Origin of the sequence: Nonomuraea angiospora (genome assembly GCF_014873145.1) — a bacterium.
GTDB lineage: Bacteria > Actinomycetota > Actinomycetes > Streptosporangiales > Streptosporangiaceae > Nonomuraea > Nonomuraea angiospora.
The window spans coordinates 12,933,132-12,949,037 of record NZ_JADBEK010000001.1 but is presented as its reverse complement, the minus strand read 5'-3'; the positions used below and the strand labels follow the sequence as shown (position 1 = coordinate 12,949,037).

Here is a 15,906-nt window from a genome sequence, read left to right as displayed (position 1 = left end):
GCCATGCGTCCCATGGAGCAGCGGACGATCCTCGTCACCGGCGCGACCGACGGGCTCGGCCGGGCGCTGGCGGCCGACCTGGCCGCACGCGGCGCGACCGTCCTCGTGCACGGCCGCGACGACCGGCGCGGCCACGAAACGCTGGCGGAGATCCGGGCCGCCGTCCCCGCCGCCCGGCTGCACTGGTACCGCGCCGACCTGGCCTCGCTCGACGAGGTGCGCGAGCTCGCGCAGGCCGTCTCGGCCGACCACAAGGACCTCGACACGCTGGTGAACAACGCGGGGATCGGCACGACCGTGCCGGGCGGCGGGGTGCGCCAGGAGAGCGCGGACGGCCACGAGCTGCGCTTCGCGGTCAACTACCTGGCCGGCTACCTGCTCACCCGGCTCCTGCTGCCGGTGCTGCGCGAGTCGGCCCCGTCCAGGATCGTCAACGTCAGCAGCCTCGGCCAGGCCCCGATCGACTTCGGCGACGTCATGCTCGCGGCCGGCTACAGCGGGGTGCGCGCGTACTGCCAGAGCAAGCTCGCGCAGGTGATGTTCACCGTGGACCTGGCCGAGGAGCTGGCGGGCACCGGGGTCACCGCCAACGCCCTGCACCCGGCCACGTACATGCCGACCAAGATGGTCGCCACGCCGGTCAGCGACCTGCGGGAGGGCGTGGAGGCCACATCGCGGCTGGTCACCGACCCCGAGCTGGACGAGGTGTCCGGGCGCTTCTTCGACGGCCTGCGGCCCTCGCAGGCGCTGGAGCAGGCGTACGACGCCGGGGCGCGGGCCCGGCTGCGCGAGCTGTCGGAAAACCTGTCGAAGGGGCGGCCACCGGCTCACTAGCGTTTGCCGGTGCACATCTATCTGGAGACCCCGCGGCTGATCCTGCGCCGCTTCACCGAGTCCGACGCCGACCACCTCTTCGCCCTCCACAACGACCCCGAGGTCATGGAGTTCCTCAACGGCGGCAAGCCCACGCCGCGCGAGGTGATCGTCCGGGAGACGCTGCCCAGGTTCATCGACTCGGGTTTCTTCGCGGCCCTCGAGAAGCCGTCCGGGGCGTTCCTCGGCTGGTTCCACCTGCGCGCGCCCAAGGACGTGCCGGACGACGAGCCGGAGCTGGGCTACCGGCTGCACAAGTCGGCCTGGGGCAAGGGGTACGCGACCGAGGGCTCGCTCGCGCTGATCGACAAGGCGTTCCGCGAGCTGGGCGCGCGCCGGGTCTTCGCCCAGACCATGGCCGTCAACGTGCGCTCGCGGCGGGTCATGGAGAAGTGCGGGCTGCGCTTCGCCCGCACGTTCCATCCGGAGTGGGAGGACCCGCTGCCGGGGACCGAGCACGGCGAGGTGGAGTACGAGCTGACGCGCGCCGAATGGGAGGCGCGCTGACACGCTGACCCCGACCTGGTGCACTGGTCGGACCAGTCGCTAGGGTGCCTCGTATGGGATATGACGCGCTGTTCCGCCTGGATGGGCGGCGGGCCGTGGTGATCGGGGCCGGGAGCGGGATCGGCCGGGAGGCGGCGCTGGCGCTGGCCGCCCACGGGGCCTCCGTGGTGTGCGCCGACCGCGACCTGACCTCGGCCGAGGAGACCGCCGCCGCGTGCGGCGGCCACGCCCGGCTGCTCGACGTGCTGGACGCCGCCGAGGTGCGCAGGGCCGCCGGGGAGGAGCCCGCCGACGTGCTGGTGTTCACGGCCGCCACGAACGTCCGCAAGCGGCTGCTCGACTACTCCGGCGAGGAGTTCGACCGGGTGGTGGGACTGAACCTGCGGGCCTCGTTCGACGTGGTGCGCGCCTTCGGGGCGGGCATGGTCGAGCGGGGGCGCGGGTCGATCATCGGGTTCGCCTCGATCCGCGCGTCCGTGACCGAGCCGGGGCAGGGCGTCTACTCGGCCACGAAGGCGGGGCTGGTGCAGCTGCTGCGGACGGCGGCGGCCGAGTTCGGGCCGCACGGGGTGCGGGTGAACGCCATCGCGCCCGGCGTGGTGGAGACGCCGCTGACCAGGCAGATCAAGGACAACCCCGACTGGTACGCCGCGTACGCGAACAAGAGCGCGCTCGGCCGGTGGGCGACGGCGCCGGAGATGGCCGGCGCGGTGGTCTACCTGGCCGGCGACGCGGCCAGCTTCGTGACCGGGTCGGTCCTGTACGTGGACGGCGGCTGGACGGCCGTGGACGGCCGCTTCGACCCGCCCAACTAAGAAGGAGCCGGCGACCGGGTTCCGCGGCCCGGTCGCCATGACCACCGGCTAGGCGGGCCGGATGATCGCCATCCTGGTGACGGTCAGCTCCTCGATGGCGAAGCGGGGCCCCTCGCGCCCGATCCCGGAGTCCTTCACGCCGCCGTACGGCATGTTGTCCGCCCGGAAGCCCGGCACCTCGTTGACCACCACTCCCCCGGCCTCGATCCGCTCGATGGCCGCGAACGCCGTGGCCAGCGACCGGGTGAACACCGAGGCGTGCAGGCCGTACCGCGACTCGTTGACGGCGGCGAAGGCGGCGTCGAGGTCGGGCACCGGGCGCACGCACACCACCGGCCCGAAGATCTCCTCGTCCCAGGCGGCGGCCCCGTCGCCGACGCCCGCGAGCACGGTCGGCGCGATGGCCCGGCCGTCGCGGTGCCCGCCCGTGACCACCTCGCCCCCCGACTCCGCGATCCACTCCAGCACGCGGTCCGTGGCGGCCTCGTCGATGAGCGGGGCGACGCGGGTCTCCGGCAGGCGGGGGTCGCCGACCGTGACGTTCTTGACGCGGTCGGCCAGCAAGGACACGAACCGCTCGCGTACGGGCTCCTCGACCAGCACCCGCTGGACGGAGATGCACGCCTGGCCGGAGGCGTAGTAACCGCCGCGCACGACGGCGTCGGCGGCGGCCTCCAGGTCGGCGTCGGCCGCCACGACGAGCGCGGCGTTCGACCCCAGCTCCAGCAGGACCTTGGTGGGGGCGGCGTTGCGGGCGATGGCGTGCCCGGCGGCGGCCGAGCCGGTGAACGAGACCGCGCCGATCCGGCGGTCCTCCACCAGCGTCCTGCCGACCTCGACGTCCCCGGTGACGAGCTGCACGGCGGCCGGGGGGAGCGCGTCGGCCGACCGAATGAGGTGCACCAGCCAGAGCGTGGCCAGCGGGGTCGCGGGCGCGGGCTTGACGATCACGGGGCAGCCCGCGGCCACGGCCGGCGCGATCTTGTGGGCGGCGAGGAGCAGCGGGTAGTTGAAGCCGGTGATCCCGACGACCACGCCGATCGGGCGGCGCGTCCAGAACCCGACCAGCCCTTCCCCCGAGGGCAGCAGGTCGAGCGGCACGGTCTCGCCGTGCAGCCGGGCGACCTCCTCGGCGGCCGTGACCAGCGTGACGAGCGTCCTGGCGACCTCGACCTTGCAGTCGGCCAGGGGTTTGCCGGTCTCGAGGACGAGCAGCCGCTCGAACTCCTCCCGGTTGGCGGCGAGCGCGTCGTGGGCCTTCATGAGGGCGGCGCGGCGGGCGTGCGACGGGAGCGCCGCCATGGCGGGCGCCACGGCCAGGGCCGCGTCCACGGCCCGCCGGGCGAGGCCGGCGTCGCCTCTCGGGGCCGCGGCCACGAGGGAGCCGTCGTACGGGAAGGTGACGTCGTCGGTCTGCGCCGTCTCCACCCATCCGTCGCCGATGGGCAGGCCGGACGGCCATGCGGTGTCGATGCTCATGCTCGCTTCCGTTGGGCGCTGGGGAACACGTCGAGGTAGGCGGGCGCGTCCTCGTGGCCGGTGGCGGCGAGGACGGCGTGCGCGATGGCGCGGCTGAACACGTCGGCCCCCGCTGCCAGGACCTCCCGCAGGGTGTCGTGGTCGGGCTCGGGGCCGGCGCAGGTGGCCAGCCCGAAGATCGTGTCGCCGTCGGTCATGGTGTGGGCCGGCCTGATCGCCCTGGCCAGGCCGTCGTGGGCGACGGCGGCGAGCTTGCCGCACTGGGCTTTGGTGAGGGTGAGGTCGGTGGCCACCACGCCGATGGTGGTGTTGAAGGAGGGGGCGTTCTGGGGGCGCCAGGCGTCGATCTCCGCCTGGAGCGGGGGCTGGAGGTGGTCGAACTCGCCCGGCAGGCCGTACCTCGCGCCGGCGAGGGTGCCGTCGCGGGGGTCGAGGACCGAGCCCACGGGGTTGGCGACGACCAGGGCCGCCACGGTGGCGCCGCCGGGCAGGACGACGCTCGCCGTCCCCACCCCTCCGGCCAGCCCACCGGCCCGCGCCCCGGCCCCGGCCCCGACCGACCCACTCGCCGCCCCACCGTCGAGCGCCCCGCCGTGCGCGCCCGCCCCGCCGTCGGGCGTGACGGTCCCTTGGAGGGAGGCGCCGGTGAACGGAGCACCGCCGTCGGGGGTGACGGTCCCTTGGGCCGACGCTCCGGTGGAGGGGACGACGCCGTCCGGCGCACCCGCCCCGCTTCTCCGCCAAGGGACCCCCGCCACGGACGGCGGGGAAGCGGCCACCCCGCCGTCGGAGGTTACGGTCCCTCGGGCGGGGACTCCGACGGAGGGGCCGGCGCCGTCCGGTGAGGCGCCGTTCGGGGTGGCGGCATTTGGGGTGGCGGCGTTCGGGGTGGCGGCGTCGTAGGCGGCGGTGCCGAAGGCGGCGTCCGGGACGGCGCGGAACGTGCCACCGCGCCCCAGGTCGAAGATGACCGCCGTCGGCACGATGGGCACCACCCCGCCGGCCACCGGATACCCGATGCCCGCGTCCGCCAGCCGCTCCACCACCCCGCACGCCGCCGACAGCCCGTACGCGCTCCCGCCCGTCAGCACCACGGCGTGCACGCGCGACACCAGGTTGCGCGGATCCAGCAGCTCGGTCTCGCGGGTCCCGGGAGCGGCGCCCCGCACGTCCACCCCCGCCACGGCCCCCGAAGGAGGGGCCAGGACGACGGTGGTGCCCGTCCGGTAACCGCCGCCCACCCGCTGCGCGTGGCCGACCCGGAGCCCCGCCACGTCCGTCAGCGAATTGGAAGGCCCGGCGCGCATCAGAAGTCCCCGCTGAGGAAGCGCCGGGCCGCCTCGGCGAAGACGCGGGTGCACTGGACGATCTGGGCCACCTCCACGAACTCGTCCGCCTGGTGCGCGATCCACTTCCCGCCGGGCCCGTACACCACGGACGGGATCCCGCCCCAGTGCGTCAGCACGGTCCCGTCCGTCGACCCCGGCACCCCGCCGTAGACGGGCTCCGCGCCGGTGACGGCACGGTGGGCGGCGGCCAGGGCGGCCACCACCGGGTCGGACACGGGCACGTCCACCGGCGGCCGGTCCACCAGCACCGACACCTCGGCGGCGACCCCGTCGTAGGAGGCGAGCGCGGCCACCCGGTCGGCGATCAGCTTGTGCTCGACCCCGGGGATCGTCCGCACGTCCACGAACACCGAGGCGGCCGCCGGGATCACGTTCACCTGCTCCTCGGAGCCGGCCCGCAGCACGGTCGGCGTCACGTACACCTCGCCGAGGTGCTCGTGCGCCGGGTGCCGCCCCTGCAGCTCCTCCTGCAGCGACCCCAGGCCCACCAGCAGCGAGCCCACGGCGGGGAGGGGGTTGCGGCCGTGCTGCGGCATGGCGCCGTGCGCCATCTTGCCGGCGAAGTCGACGCGCAGCCGCAGCGCGCCCTTGGCCACCGCGCAGATCTCGCCCGCCTCGGGCTCGGCGACGATCGCGCCGTCCACGTCGGCGGTCAGCCCCTCGGAGACGAAGTGGTGCGCGCCGATCATGAGACCTTCCTCGTCGGCCAGCGCGCACACCTTGATCCGCCCGGGGAACGGTCCAGCCAGCTGCAGGGCGCGGGTGGCGTAGAGGGTGGCGGCCAGGCCGGACTTCATGTCGGCGCTGCCCCGCCCCCACAGCCTCCCGTCGCGGATCTCCCCGCCGAACGGGTCGACGGTCCAGGTGGACAGGTCGCCCTCGGTCACCACGTCCGTGTGGCCCTCGAACATCAGGGTCGGCCCGGCACCGCCGCCGCCCTCGACCACGGCCACCACGTTGGGCCGGTCCGGCTCCACCTCGTACACGGTGGGCTCCCAGCCCCACTCCCGCATCTTGGCGGCCACCAGCTCGGCGGCGGCCCGCTCGCGCCGCCCGGGGTCGTTGGTGCTGGGGATCCGCACCAGCTCCTGGGTGAACCCCACCACTCCGTCGGCATCGACGTCGATCAAAACAATCCCTCCAGAGTCGGTACGGCCTGCAGCAACGTACGCGTGTAGGCGTGGGCGGGCGCGGCCCAGACCTCGTCCACCGGCCCGCTCTCCACGATCTCCCCACGGCTCATGACCGCGACCGTCTCGCACACGTGCCGCACCACGGACAGGTCGTGCGAGACGAACACGAGCGTGAGCCCCAGCTCGTCCACGAGGTCGGCCAGCAGGTTGAGTATCTGCCCGCGCACGGACACGTCCAGGGCGCTCACCGGCTCGTCGGCCACCAGCACCTTCGGCCGGGGCGCGAGCGCGCGGGCGATGGCGATGCGCTGGCGCTGCCCGCCGGAGAACTGGTGCGGGTACCGTTCGGCGGACGAGGCGGGCAGCCCGACCGCCTCCAGCAGCTCGCTCACGCGGTCGCCGGCCGGCAGGCCGAGCGCGACGAGCGGCTCGGCGACCAGGTCCCGGACGCGCATGCGGGGGTCGAGCGAGCTCATCGGGTCCTGGAAGACGATCTGCAGGTTCTCGCGCAGGAAGCGCAGCCGCCGCTCCGGCCGGCCGGCGATCTCCTGCCCGTCGAACCGGATGGACCCGCCGGTCGGCTGGTCGAGCCCGCACAGCAGGCGCAGCAGCGTCGACTTGCCGGAGCCGGACTCGCCGACGATGCCGTACCGCTCCCCCCGGCCGACAGTGAGCGACACGTCCTTGAGCGCGTGCACGGCGGCGCCCGGCCTGGTGAGCGAGGTGCGGGGCCGGTGGTAGACGCGGCTGACGTCGCGGGCCTCAATCAGCGGGGTGCCAGCATGCGTGGGCATGGCCGTCTCCTGTCAGCGCGGGTACGGTCTCGCACTCGGGGGTGGCGTGCGGGCAGCGGTTGCGGAAGACGCAGCCGCCGGGGAACTGCCCGGCCGGCGGCACGCTGCCCTTGATGGTGGGCAGCCGGGTGCCGCGCGGGGTGAGCCTGGAGGCGGCCAGCAGGCCCTCGGTGTAGCGGTGGCGGGGCCGGGTGAAGACCTCGCGGATGGGGCCGCTCTCGACGACGCGTCCCCCGTACATGACCAGGACCCGCTCGCACACCGACGCCACGACGGCCAGGTCGTGGGTGATGAACAGCAGCGCGGGCGCGACCTCGGCGATCAGCTCCAGCATCTGCTTCTGCACGGTGACGTCGAGCGCCGTGGTGGGCTCGTCGCAGATGAGCAGGCTCGGCTGGTTGGCCAGGGCGATGGCGAGCATGACGCGCTGGCGCTGGCCGCCGGAGAGCTGGTGCGGGTACGCGCGGGCGATCTGCGCCGGTTCGGGCAGGCGTACGCGTTCCAGCAGGTCGAGCGCCTTCTCCCGGGCCTGCGCGCGCGGCGTGCCGTGCAGGGTCATGACCTCGGTGACCTGGGCGCCGATGCGCATGAGCGGGTTGAGCGCGGTCATGGGCTCCTGGAAGACCATGGAGACGTCCTGGCCGCGCAGCCGCTTCAGCCTGCTCTCGGGCATGCCGACCAGGTCGTTGCCGCCCATCGTGGCCTTGCCCGAGGCGGTGACGCCCTCGGGGAGCAGGCCCATGAGCGACAGTGCGGTCAGCGACTTGCCGGACCCGGACTCGCCGATCAGCCCGACCCGCTCGCCGGGCCCGATCGCAAACGACACCTCGTGCACCAATTCGAGGGAGTCGGCCCGTACGGTCAGTCTCTCAACTCTCAGCACGGACCCTCCTCAGCTTTGGGTCGAGGTAGTCGCGCAGGCCGTCCCCGAGGAGGTTGAAGCCGAGCACCGCGAGCGCGATCGCCAGGCCGGGCCAGAGCGCCAGGCGCGGGGTCGAGAACAGCAGCTCCTGCGACTCCTGCAGCATCCGCCCCCACGACGGGGTGGGCGGGCGGGTGCCGAAGCCGAGGAACGACAGCGCCGCCTCGGCCAGGATCGCGATCGCGAACGACACCGACGCCTGCACGATGAGCACGGAGCCGATGTTCGGCAGGACGTGGCGCATCGCGATGGCCGGGCGGCGCCGTCCGGCGGCCCTGGCGGCCAGGATGTAGTCGGTCACCATGACCTGGAGCGTGGCGGCGCGGGCCACCCGGGCGAACGCGGGCACGGTGGCCACGCCGATCGCGATCATCGCGGTGAGCGTGCCCGGCCCGTAGACCGCGCCGAGCATGACGGCCAGCAGCAGCGCAGGGAACGCGAACACCAGGTCGTTGACCCGCATGATCAGCTCGGAGAGCCAGCCGCGCGGCGTCATCCCGGCGATCATGCCGAGCGGCGTGCCGATGACGGCGGCGATGCCGACGGCCACGACGCCCACGTAGAGCGTGGTCCGGGCGCCGACCATGATCTGGCTGAAGGTGTCACGGCCGAACTTGTCGGCCCCCAGCAGGTAACCGCCGCCCGGTTGCCGCAGCTTGCGCGCCGCGTCCACGAGCGTCGGGTCGTGCGGCGTCCAGAAGAACGACACCACCGCCGCCAGGGCCACGAGCCCGACGAGCACGCCGCCGACCAGCAGCCCGGCGTTCATCCGGCCCCTCATCGCAGCCTCGGATCGAGCACGCGGTAGGCCACGTCCACCACGAAGTTGATCAGCAGGACGGCCGCCACCAGCACCATCACCACACCTTGGACGAGCAGCAGGTCACGCCCGGCGACGCCGTTGAGCAGCAGGTCGCCGAGCCCGGGGATGACGAAGACCCGCTCGACCACGACCGCGCCGATCAGCAGCGTGGCCAGTTGCAGGCCGAGCACGGTGACGACGGGGATCGAGGCGTTGCGCAGGCCGTGCCGCCACAGGGCGCCGGTGCTTCCCCGGCCCTTGGCGCGGGCCGTGCGCAGGTAGTCCTCGCGCATGACGTCGAGCACGGCGCTGCGCACGTACCGGGTCAGGACCGCGCCCTGCACGAGGCCGAGTGACAGCCACGGCAGCAGCAGGCCGAGCAGCCACTGCGCCGGGTCCTCGGCGATCGGCACGTAGCCGCCGGACGGCAGCGCCTGGGCCTGCACCGCGAACACGAACACCAGCAGGATGCCCGCCAGGAACGCCGGGATCGCGATGCCGACCTGGCTGAGCGCGCTGATGGCCGCGCCGAGCGGGTTGCGGTGGTGCACGGCCGCGAACGTGCCGAGCGGCACCGCGATGACCAGCGCCACCAGCATCCCGCCGAGCACCAGCACGGCCGTGACGCCGAGCCGGTCGCTGATCTGCGGGCCGATGGGCGAGCTGGTCACGTACGAGGTGCCGAAGTCGCCCTGCAGGAGCCCGCCGAACCAGTCGAAGAACTGCACGACCGGCGGCCGGTCGGTGCCGAACTGCTTGCGCAGCGCCGCCACCGCGTCGGGCGTGGCGTTGACCCCGAGCGCGACCTCCGCCGGGTCGCCGGGCAGCAGCGCCATGAACGCGAACACCACCACGCCCGCCACGGCGGTGCTCGCGACGAGCACCGCCAGGCGTTTGATCAGGTAAAGCGTCACTGCTGCTTGGAGAGCGCGGTGAAGTCGAAGGACTCCGCGATGGCGTTCTTCGGCAGCCCGGTGACGCCCTTCTTCGCCACGATCAGGTTGGGGAAGAGGAAGAGCCAGTCGGCGGCCGCGTCGTCGGACAGCAGCTTGGCGGCCTTCTTCAGGTCGTCGCTCTGCTGCTGCTCGGTGCCCTCGTCGGCGGAGGCCAGGAGCTTGCCGAACTCGGGGTTGTCGTAGCGGAAGTAATACGACTTGTCGGCGAATATGCCCATGTCGCGGGGCTCGACGTGGTTGATGATGGACAGGTCGTAGTCGCCCTGCTTGAACACCACGTCCAGCCAGCGGGCCGGGAACTCCAGGGGCTCGATGTCGGCGGTGATGCCCACCTGCGCGAGCTGCGACTTGACGACCTGCGCGCTGGCCACCGCGTACGGCAGGTTGGGGATGCGCATCTTGACGTTGAGCGTCTTGCCGCCGAGCAGTTCCTTGGCCTTGGCCGGGTCGTACGGGTAGTCGCCGGTGCGGTCCTCGTACCAGGGGTCGGTGGGCGGCACCATCGAGCCGATCAGCTGGCCGCGCCCGGCCCAGGCGGTCTCCAGCAGCGCCTTGTGGTCGATCGCGTAGCGGACGGCCTGCCTGGCCTTCTTGTCGTCGAACGGCGGGCGGCTGTTGTTCATGGACAGCACGACCTCGCCGTTCGTGGTGCCCTCGACCGTCTGGAAGCGGTTGGGGTCGGCGAACTGCTGCAGCGACTCGGGCGCCTGCACGGCGGAGATGACGTCGATGCCGCCGGTCAGCAGCGCGTTGTTCATCGCCGTGGCGTCCTTGAAGTACTTCAGCGTGATGGACGACAGCGGCGGCTTGGTGCCCCAGTAGGAGGCGTTCGCGTTGAGCTGGATGGAGTCGCCGCGCCGCCAGGAGCCGAGCGTGTACGGTCCGGTGCCGACGGGCTTGTTGGCCAGGTCGGCGACCCCGGTGCGGCTGAACATGGCGCCGAGCCTGGTGGCCATCGAGTAGAGGAAGCCGTTGCTCGGCTTCTTGAGCGTGACGACGGCGGTGGAGTCGTCCTTCTTCTCCACCTTGTCGACGACGTCGAGCTGCGCCTTGATCTTGAGCTTCCAGTCCGACTTGACCCGGTCGAGCGAGAACACCACGTCGTCGGCCGTGAACGGCGCCCCGCTGCTGAACTTCACGTCCTTGCGCAGATTGAACGTGTAGGTCTTGCGGTCGGGCGAGACGTCCCACTTCTCGGCGAGCAGCGGCACGATCTTGCCGTCCTGGTCGAGCTTGACCAGGCCCTCGTAGACGTTGACGAGCAGCGCCTGCGGGATGGCGGCGCCCTCCGTCGAGGTGAAGTCGAGGTTCGCGGGCTCGGCCACGAATCCCACCGACAGGGCCTGGGACTTGGGGGTGCCCCCACCGCCGCCGCCGCTGGAGGTGCCGCCGCAGGCGGCCGTGCCCAGCAGGAGACCGCCGGCGGCGATCCAGATTCCGATTCGCCTCATGTGTTACTGCCTCCTGGCTAGTGCACTGGTCGGACCAGTAGGCTACGCACATTGCCAGTCGACGGCGGCTCGGGTCAAGGGGGCTTTCATGGGTGGTCCGAGGTTCGAGCCGGTGCGTGCCGTACGCGCTTATGAGCGGGTGGTGGAGCAGGTCGAGGAGGCCATCGAGAGCGGCTCCCTCTCACCGGGCGAGCGGCTGCCGAGCGAGCGGGAGCTCATGGTGCAGTTCTCGGTCAGCCGGTCCACCGTGCGCGAGGCGCTGCGGGTGCTGCAGGCGCGCGGCCTGGTGCGCTCGCGGCCCGGCGACCCCAACGGGGCGGAGGTGCTGCCGTTCTCGCCCGCCACGCTGCACAAGTCGATGACCACGCTGGCCAGGGTGGAGGAGCTGTCGCTGGCCGAGCTGGTGCAGTTCAGGATGGTGCTCGACTCCTCGGCGATCCTGCTGGCGGCCCGGCTGCGCACCGACGCGCAGTTCGCCGAGATGGAGTCGGCCGTCGCGCGCATGCGGGCCGCCGTGGAGACGGGGCAGGATTCGTTCGGCGAGGCCGACGTGGCCTTCCACGACGTGGTGGCGCGGGCGAGCGGCAACAAGCTCATCCAGATCTGCACGGACGTGGTCCGCTCGATCGTGCTCAAGCTGATCTCCGAGAAGATCGCTGACGCGCCCGACCGGGAGGCGCTGATGCGGCAGAGCATCCGGCACCACGAGGAGGTGCTGGCCGCCATGCGCGCCGGCGACGGCCCGCTGGCCGCCCGCCTGTCGAGGAAGGCGATGTACGACTATTACGCCGGCTACATCCCCGCCGCCGAACACCCCACCCTCACCGCCCTCCTCGACTGATCCCCCGCTCTCCGCACGCCTCCCCCGTACTACACGTCATTGACGCCACACCTCTCTTATGTAGAAGATTTCCCTACGTACACGCGCCTGCGGATGGGGACGCCCATGTCGTCCGAGTCGTTCAACGCCAGCGTCTTTCTCGTGGACCGCCAGGTCGAAGCGGGCCACGGCGACCGCATCGCCATCACCGGCCCCGCGGGCACGCTGACCTACGCCCAGCTGGCCGGCCACGTGTCCAGGTTCGCGGCCGGGTTACGCACGATGGGCGTCCGCCCCGAGGAGCGGGTCCTGCTGGTCATGTCCGACCGCCCCGAGACCGCGATCACCATCCTGGCCGTCATGCGCATGGGCGCGGTCGCCGTGCCGGTCTCCACCATGTACAACCCCGCCGAGCTCGCCACCCTGGTCCGGGACTCGCGGGCGAGGGTCGTCGTGGCCACCCCCGAGTTCGCGCCGGCCGTGCGCGAGGCGGTGCGGAGCGCGACCGACGTGGCGGTGCTCGTCCTCATCGACCCGCCGCCGGCGGAGGGGGAGACGCCGGTGTGCCTGTGGTCCGACGTCCTGGAGTCGGGCAGGGCGGCGGGCCTGCCCTACGACTCCTGGCGCGACTCCCCCGCCCTCTGGCTCTACACCTCCGGCACCACCGGCGCCCCCAAGGCGGCCATGCACCGGCACGGCGCCGTCCAGGACGTCTACGAGGGGTACGGGCGGCAGGTCCTCGGCATCCGCCCCGACGACCGGTGCTTCTCGGTCGCGCGGCTGTTCTTCGCGTACGGCATCGGCAACTCCCTGTTCTTCCCCCTGGCCGCGGGCGCCACGGCGGTCCTCGACCCGGCGCGGCCCGCCCCCGGGGGCGTGGTCGCCAGGGTGATCGAGGAGCGGCCGACGCTGTTCTTCGCGGGCCCGACGTTCTTCGCGGCGCTGCTCGCCGCCGACCTCCCCGCCGGCGCCTTCCAGTCCGTACGGCTGGCCGTCTCGGCGGGCGAGGCGCTGCCCGCCGAGATCCACCGCCGCTTCACCGAGCGCTTCGGGGTGGACATCATCGACGGCCTCGGCTCGACGGAGGCGCTGCACATCTTCATCTCCAACCACCCCGGCCGGGTACGCCCGGGCAGCTCGGGCACCGTCGTGCCGGGCTACGAGGCCAGGCTGCTCGACGACTCCGGCGCGCCCGTCAAGGACGGGGAGCCGGGCCACCTGTACGTCCGGGGCGACTCGGTGGCCACCGGCTACTGGTGCCGCACGGCGACCACCCGCCAGGTGTTCCAGGGCGAGTGGCTGCGTACCGGCGACACCTACATCAGAGACGAGGACGGCTTCTACCAGTGCCTCGGCCGCTCCAACGACATGATCAAGGCGGGCGGCATCTGGGTGTCGCCGATGGAGGTCGAGTCCCGGCTGCTCCAGCACGAGTCGGTGGGCGAGTGCGCCGTCGTGGCGTACATCGACGAGGACGGGCTGGAGAAGCCGGTGGCCTGCGTGGTGTCCGCCCCGGGCCGCACGGTGGACGCCGGCGAGCTGATCGGCTTCTGCCGGGAGGGCCTGGCCTCCTTCAAGCGGCCGCGCGAGGTCCTGGTGCTGGACGAGCTGCCGAAGACGGCGACCGGCAAGATCCAGCGCGTGGTGATCCGCCAGATCGCCGCCGACCTCCTGGGCAAGGCCGCCGGCTAGGAGGGCGGCGTGGCCGGTTTCGTCCCGTAGACGGTGACGGCGAACGGGCGCGACGTGGCCGTGTAGACCTGCTCGGTCAGGCGTGAGAGCGCCGCGTGCGAGTTCAGGTAGTGGTGCAGCCGGTCGGCCTCGGGCCACGGGTGGACCGCCACGAGCACCCCGTCGGGCACCAGCAGCTCGCTGAGCTGCGCCGACGCCCGCCGCAGCCGCTCGTGGCGGCCCAGGTAGTAGAGGGTCTCGGAGCAGATCACCAGGTCGAAGCGCTGGTCGGAGCGGTGGGTGAGGATGTCCGCGCGGATGAAGCGCACCCGCCCGTCCTGCGGCGCCCGCTCGCGCGCCCGCGCCAGGGCCCGCTCCGACACGTCCACCCCGATGACCTCCGCGTCCGGGTAGGTCGCCGCGAGGACGTGCGTGAACACGCCCTCGCTGCAGCCGACGTCGATGATCCGCCGGTACGGCCGGGCGGGCAGGTGCTTGAGCGTGGTGCGGTACTTGTCCTGTTCGTAACTGTCCGTGGCGAGCTTCCACGGGTCAGGGGTCCGGTGCAGCCAGTCGAAGACGTAGCTCAGGAGCACCGCCTGCCCCGCCGGAGCCGGCAGGGACAGGGCACGGAAGAACGTACGGTGCAGGATCTCCGGCAGGCTCGGCATGCGGCCTCTCTCGGTCGAGACGCCCAGGGTCTGAAGGGGAAGTCGTCACCGAGAGTGAATGCCCGCTAATCGCCGACCTGACTCAGCTGTGCGATCAGAACGCGTCGCGCAGCTCCCGCTTGAGCACCTTGCCGGAGGCGTTCTTGGGCAGGGCGTCCACGAACACCACCCGCTTGGGCGTCTTGAACGCCGCCAGCCGCTCCCGCAGGAACGCGATCAGCTCCTGCTCCGTCACCCCGCCCCCTTCGCGCAGCACCACCGCGGCCGTGACCGCCTCGATCCACGTGTCGTCCGGCACCCCGAACACGGCCGCCTCCGCCACGTCCGGATGCTGGTAGATGGCCTCCTCCACCTCGCGGCTCGCGACGTTCTCGCCGCCCGACTTGATCATGTCCTTCTTCCTGTCCACCACGGACAGGTAGCCGTCGGCGTCCATGACGCCCAGGTCGCCGCTGTGGAACCAGCCGCCCCTGAACGCCTCGGCGGTCTTGTCCGGGTCGTTCCAGTAGCCGAGCATGGCGTGCGGGCTGCGGTGGACGATCTCGCCGACCACGCCGGGCGGCACGGGCCTGTCCTGGTCGTCGACGACCCTGGTCTCGACGTTGAGGGCGGGCCTGCCGGCCGAGCCGAGGCGGGTGAGCTGCTCGTCCGGGCCCAGGATGGTGGCGACCGGGGCCATCTCCGTCTGGCCGTAGAAGTTGAACAGGCGCACGTCCGGCAGGCGAGCGGCGATCTCCTTCAGCACCTCGACGGGCATGATGGAGGCGCCGTAGTAGCCCTTGCGCAGGGACGACAGGTCGCGGCGGTCGAAGTCGGGGTGGCGCAGCAGGCCGATCCAGACGGTGGGTGGGCAGAAGAGCTTCGTGGCGCGCTCGCCCTCGATGGTGGCCAGGATCGACGCGGGGGTGGCGCCGGGCAGGATGATGTTGGTGGCGCCGAGGTAGACGCCGGGCGTCAGGAAGCAGTGCAGCTGGGCGCAGTGGTAGAGCGGGAGGGCGTGGATCTCGACGTCGTGGTGGCTCATCTCGCCGTCCACGACGCAGGTGACGTACTGGGCGATCAGGCTGCGGCTCGACAGCGTGGCGCCCTTGGGCCGCGACTCGGTGCCGCTGGTGTACATGAGCTGGATCGGGTCGTCGTCGGCGATCTCCACCTGCGGCTCCGACGCGTCGTCGAAGGCCGCCCACTCCTTGAACGACTCCCAGCCGTCGGCCGTCCCGATCACGCCGCGCACCCGGACCTGCGGCCCGGCCGCCGCCGCGGCCACCGGCAGCAGCGCCTCCTCCACGAGGATCCCGGTCGCCCCGGAATGCTCAAGGATGTACGCGACCTCCGCCGTGCCCAGCATGAAGTTGATCGGCACGGAGATCGCGCCCAGCCGCGCCAGCGCGAAGTACGCCACCACGAACGCGTGGTTGTTGTGGCTGAAGACGGCGAACCGGTCGCCCTTGCCGACGCCGCGCGCGGCCAGGGCGTTGGCCGTGCGGTTCACCGCCAGGTCGAGGTCGGCGTAGCTCTGCCGCAGGTCGCCGTAGACGACGGCGGTCTTGGCCGGATAGCGGGCGGCCGAGCGACGGAGGAGATCACCAATGGCGTGCCGGCGAGTCGTCATGCGGACTTCCCTTGCGATCGCAGAACGATGATCGGCGATCGTACCTGACAA

15 protein-coding genes are annotated in these 15,906 nt (G+C 72.4%); 5 read left to right on the top strand and 10 right to left on the bottom strand.

The genetic code is table 11. The annotated features are described in order from the left end of the window. Positions 1-3: 3 nt before the first annotated feature. The 3 genes from H4W80_RS59320 to H4W80_RS59310 are packed head-to-tail and all read left to right on the top strand — an operon-like array spanning position 4 to position 2,195. Positions 4-834: an SDR family NAD(P)-dependent oxidoreductase gene (locus H4W80_RS59320; protein WP_192793056.1), complete on the top strand. Its 831-nt coding sequence runs from the start codon at positions 4-6 to the stop codon at positions 832-834. Between the two features lie 9 nt (positions 835-843). After that, positions 844-1,380, top strand: a complete 537-nt coding sequence (locus H4W80_RS59315; RefSeq protein WP_192793055.1) for a GNAT family N-acetyltransferase — start codon at positions 844-846, stop codon at positions 1,378-1,380. Between the two features lie 53 nt (positions 1,381-1,433). Then, positions 1,434-2,195 (top strand): SDR family NAD(P)-dependent oxidoreductase, encoded by a 762-nt coding sequence (locus H4W80_RS59310; RefSeq protein ID WP_192793054.1) that lies wholly within the window; start codon positions 1,434-1,436, stop codon positions 2,193-2,195. A 48-nt stretch (positions 2,196-2,243) separates the two neighbouring features. Here the strand turns inward: H4W80_RS59310 and H4W80_RS59305 are convergent, their stop codons facing one another. Genes H4W80_RS59305 through H4W80_RS59265 form a run of 8 tightly spaced genes read right to left on the bottom strand, consistent with a single transcriptional unit; the run spans position 2,244 to position 11,081 of the window. Then, positions 2,244-3,674, bottom strand: a complete 1,431-nt coding sequence (locus H4W80_RS59305; protein ID WP_192793053.1) for an aldehyde dehydrogenase family protein — start codon at positions 3,672-3,674, stop codon at positions 2,244-2,246. Beyond that, positions 3,671-4,981 (bottom strand): P1 family peptidase, encoded by a 1,311-nt coding sequence (locus H4W80_RS62345; RefSeq protein WP_225964300.1) that lies wholly within the window; start codon positions 4,979-4,981, stop codon positions 3,671-3,673. The genes H4W80_RS59305 and H4W80_RS62345 overlap by 4 nt, the downstream gene beginning before the upstream one ends. Further along, on the bottom strand, positions 4,981-6,153 hold the full coding sequence (locus H4W80_RS59290) for a M20 family metallopeptidase (RefSeq protein WP_225964299.1): 1,173 nt from the start codon (positions 6,151-6,153) through the stop codon (positions 4,981-4,983). Before H4W80_RS59290 ends, H4W80_RS62345 begins: the two co-directional genes overlap by 1 nt. Next, complete coding sequence (locus H4W80_RS59285; protein ID WP_192793052.1) at positions 6,150-6,950, bottom strand: ATP-binding cassette domain-containing protein; 801 nt, start codon at positions 6,948-6,950, stop codon at positions 6,150-6,152. Before H4W80_RS59285 ends, H4W80_RS59290 begins: the two co-directional genes overlap by 4 nt. Further along, positions 6,919-7,833 (bottom strand): ABC transporter ATP-binding protein, encoded by a 915-nt coding sequence (locus H4W80_RS59280; protein WP_192793051.1) that lies wholly within the window; start codon positions 7,831-7,833, stop codon positions 6,919-6,921. Before H4W80_RS59280 ends, H4W80_RS59285 begins: the two co-directional genes overlap by 32 nt. Continuing rightward, positions 7,820-8,641 (bottom strand): ABC transporter permease, encoded by an 822-nt coding sequence (locus tag H4W80_RS59275; RefSeq protein ID WP_225964298.1) that lies wholly within the window; start codon positions 8,639-8,641, stop codon positions 7,820-7,822. The genes H4W80_RS59280 and H4W80_RS59275 overlap by 14 nt, the downstream gene beginning before the upstream one ends. Positions 8,642-8,649: 8 nt before the next feature. Continuing rightward, positions 8,650-9,588, bottom strand: coding sequence for an ABC transporter permease (locus H4W80_RS59270; protein ID WP_192793049.1), 939 nt, complete (start codon positions 9,586-9,588; stop codon positions 8,650-8,652). Then, positions 9,585-11,081, bottom strand: a complete 1,497-nt coding sequence (locus tag H4W80_RS59265; RefSeq protein ID WP_192793048.1) for an ABC transporter substrate-binding protein — start codon at positions 11,079-11,081, stop codon at positions 9,585-9,587. The genes H4W80_RS59270 and H4W80_RS59265 overlap by 4 nt, the downstream gene beginning before the upstream one ends. Positions 11,082-11,169: 88 nt before the next feature. On the opposite strand from H4W80_RS59265, the gene H4W80_RS59260 reads away from it, so the two are divergent. Together H4W80_RS59260 and H4W80_RS59255 are read left to right on the top strand one after the other, a co-directional pair. Beyond that, positions 11,170-11,922 (top strand): FadR/GntR family transcriptional regulator, encoded by a 753-nt coding sequence (locus H4W80_RS59260; protein WP_192793047.1) that lies wholly within the window; start codon positions 11,170-11,172, stop codon positions 11,920-11,922. Positions 11,923-12,027: 105 nt separating this feature from the next. Then, positions 12,028-13,593, top strand: a complete 1,566-nt coding sequence (locus H4W80_RS59255; RefSeq protein WP_192793046.1) for a benzoate-CoA ligase family protein — start codon at positions 12,028-12,030, stop codon at positions 13,591-13,593. Here H4W80_RS59255 and H4W80_RS59250 read toward each other — a convergent pair. Both H4W80_RS59250 and H4W80_RS59245 read right to left on the bottom strand, forming a co-directional pair. Beyond that, a complete protein-coding gene (locus H4W80_RS59250) occupies positions 13,590-14,243 on the bottom strand; it encodes a class I SAM-dependent methyltransferase (protein WP_192793045.1) in 654 nt (217 codons plus the stop codon). The genes H4W80_RS59255 and H4W80_RS59250 overlap by 4 nt on opposite strands. 94 nt (positions 14,244-14,337) lie before the next feature. Beyond that, the gene (locus H4W80_RS59245; protein WP_192793044.1) at positions 14,338-15,855 is read right to left on the bottom strand and encodes an acyl-CoA synthetase; all 1,518 of its coding nucleotides are present in this window, start codon (positions 15,853-15,855) and stop codon (positions 14,338-14,340) included. Positions 15,856-15,906: the final 51 nt, after the last annotated feature.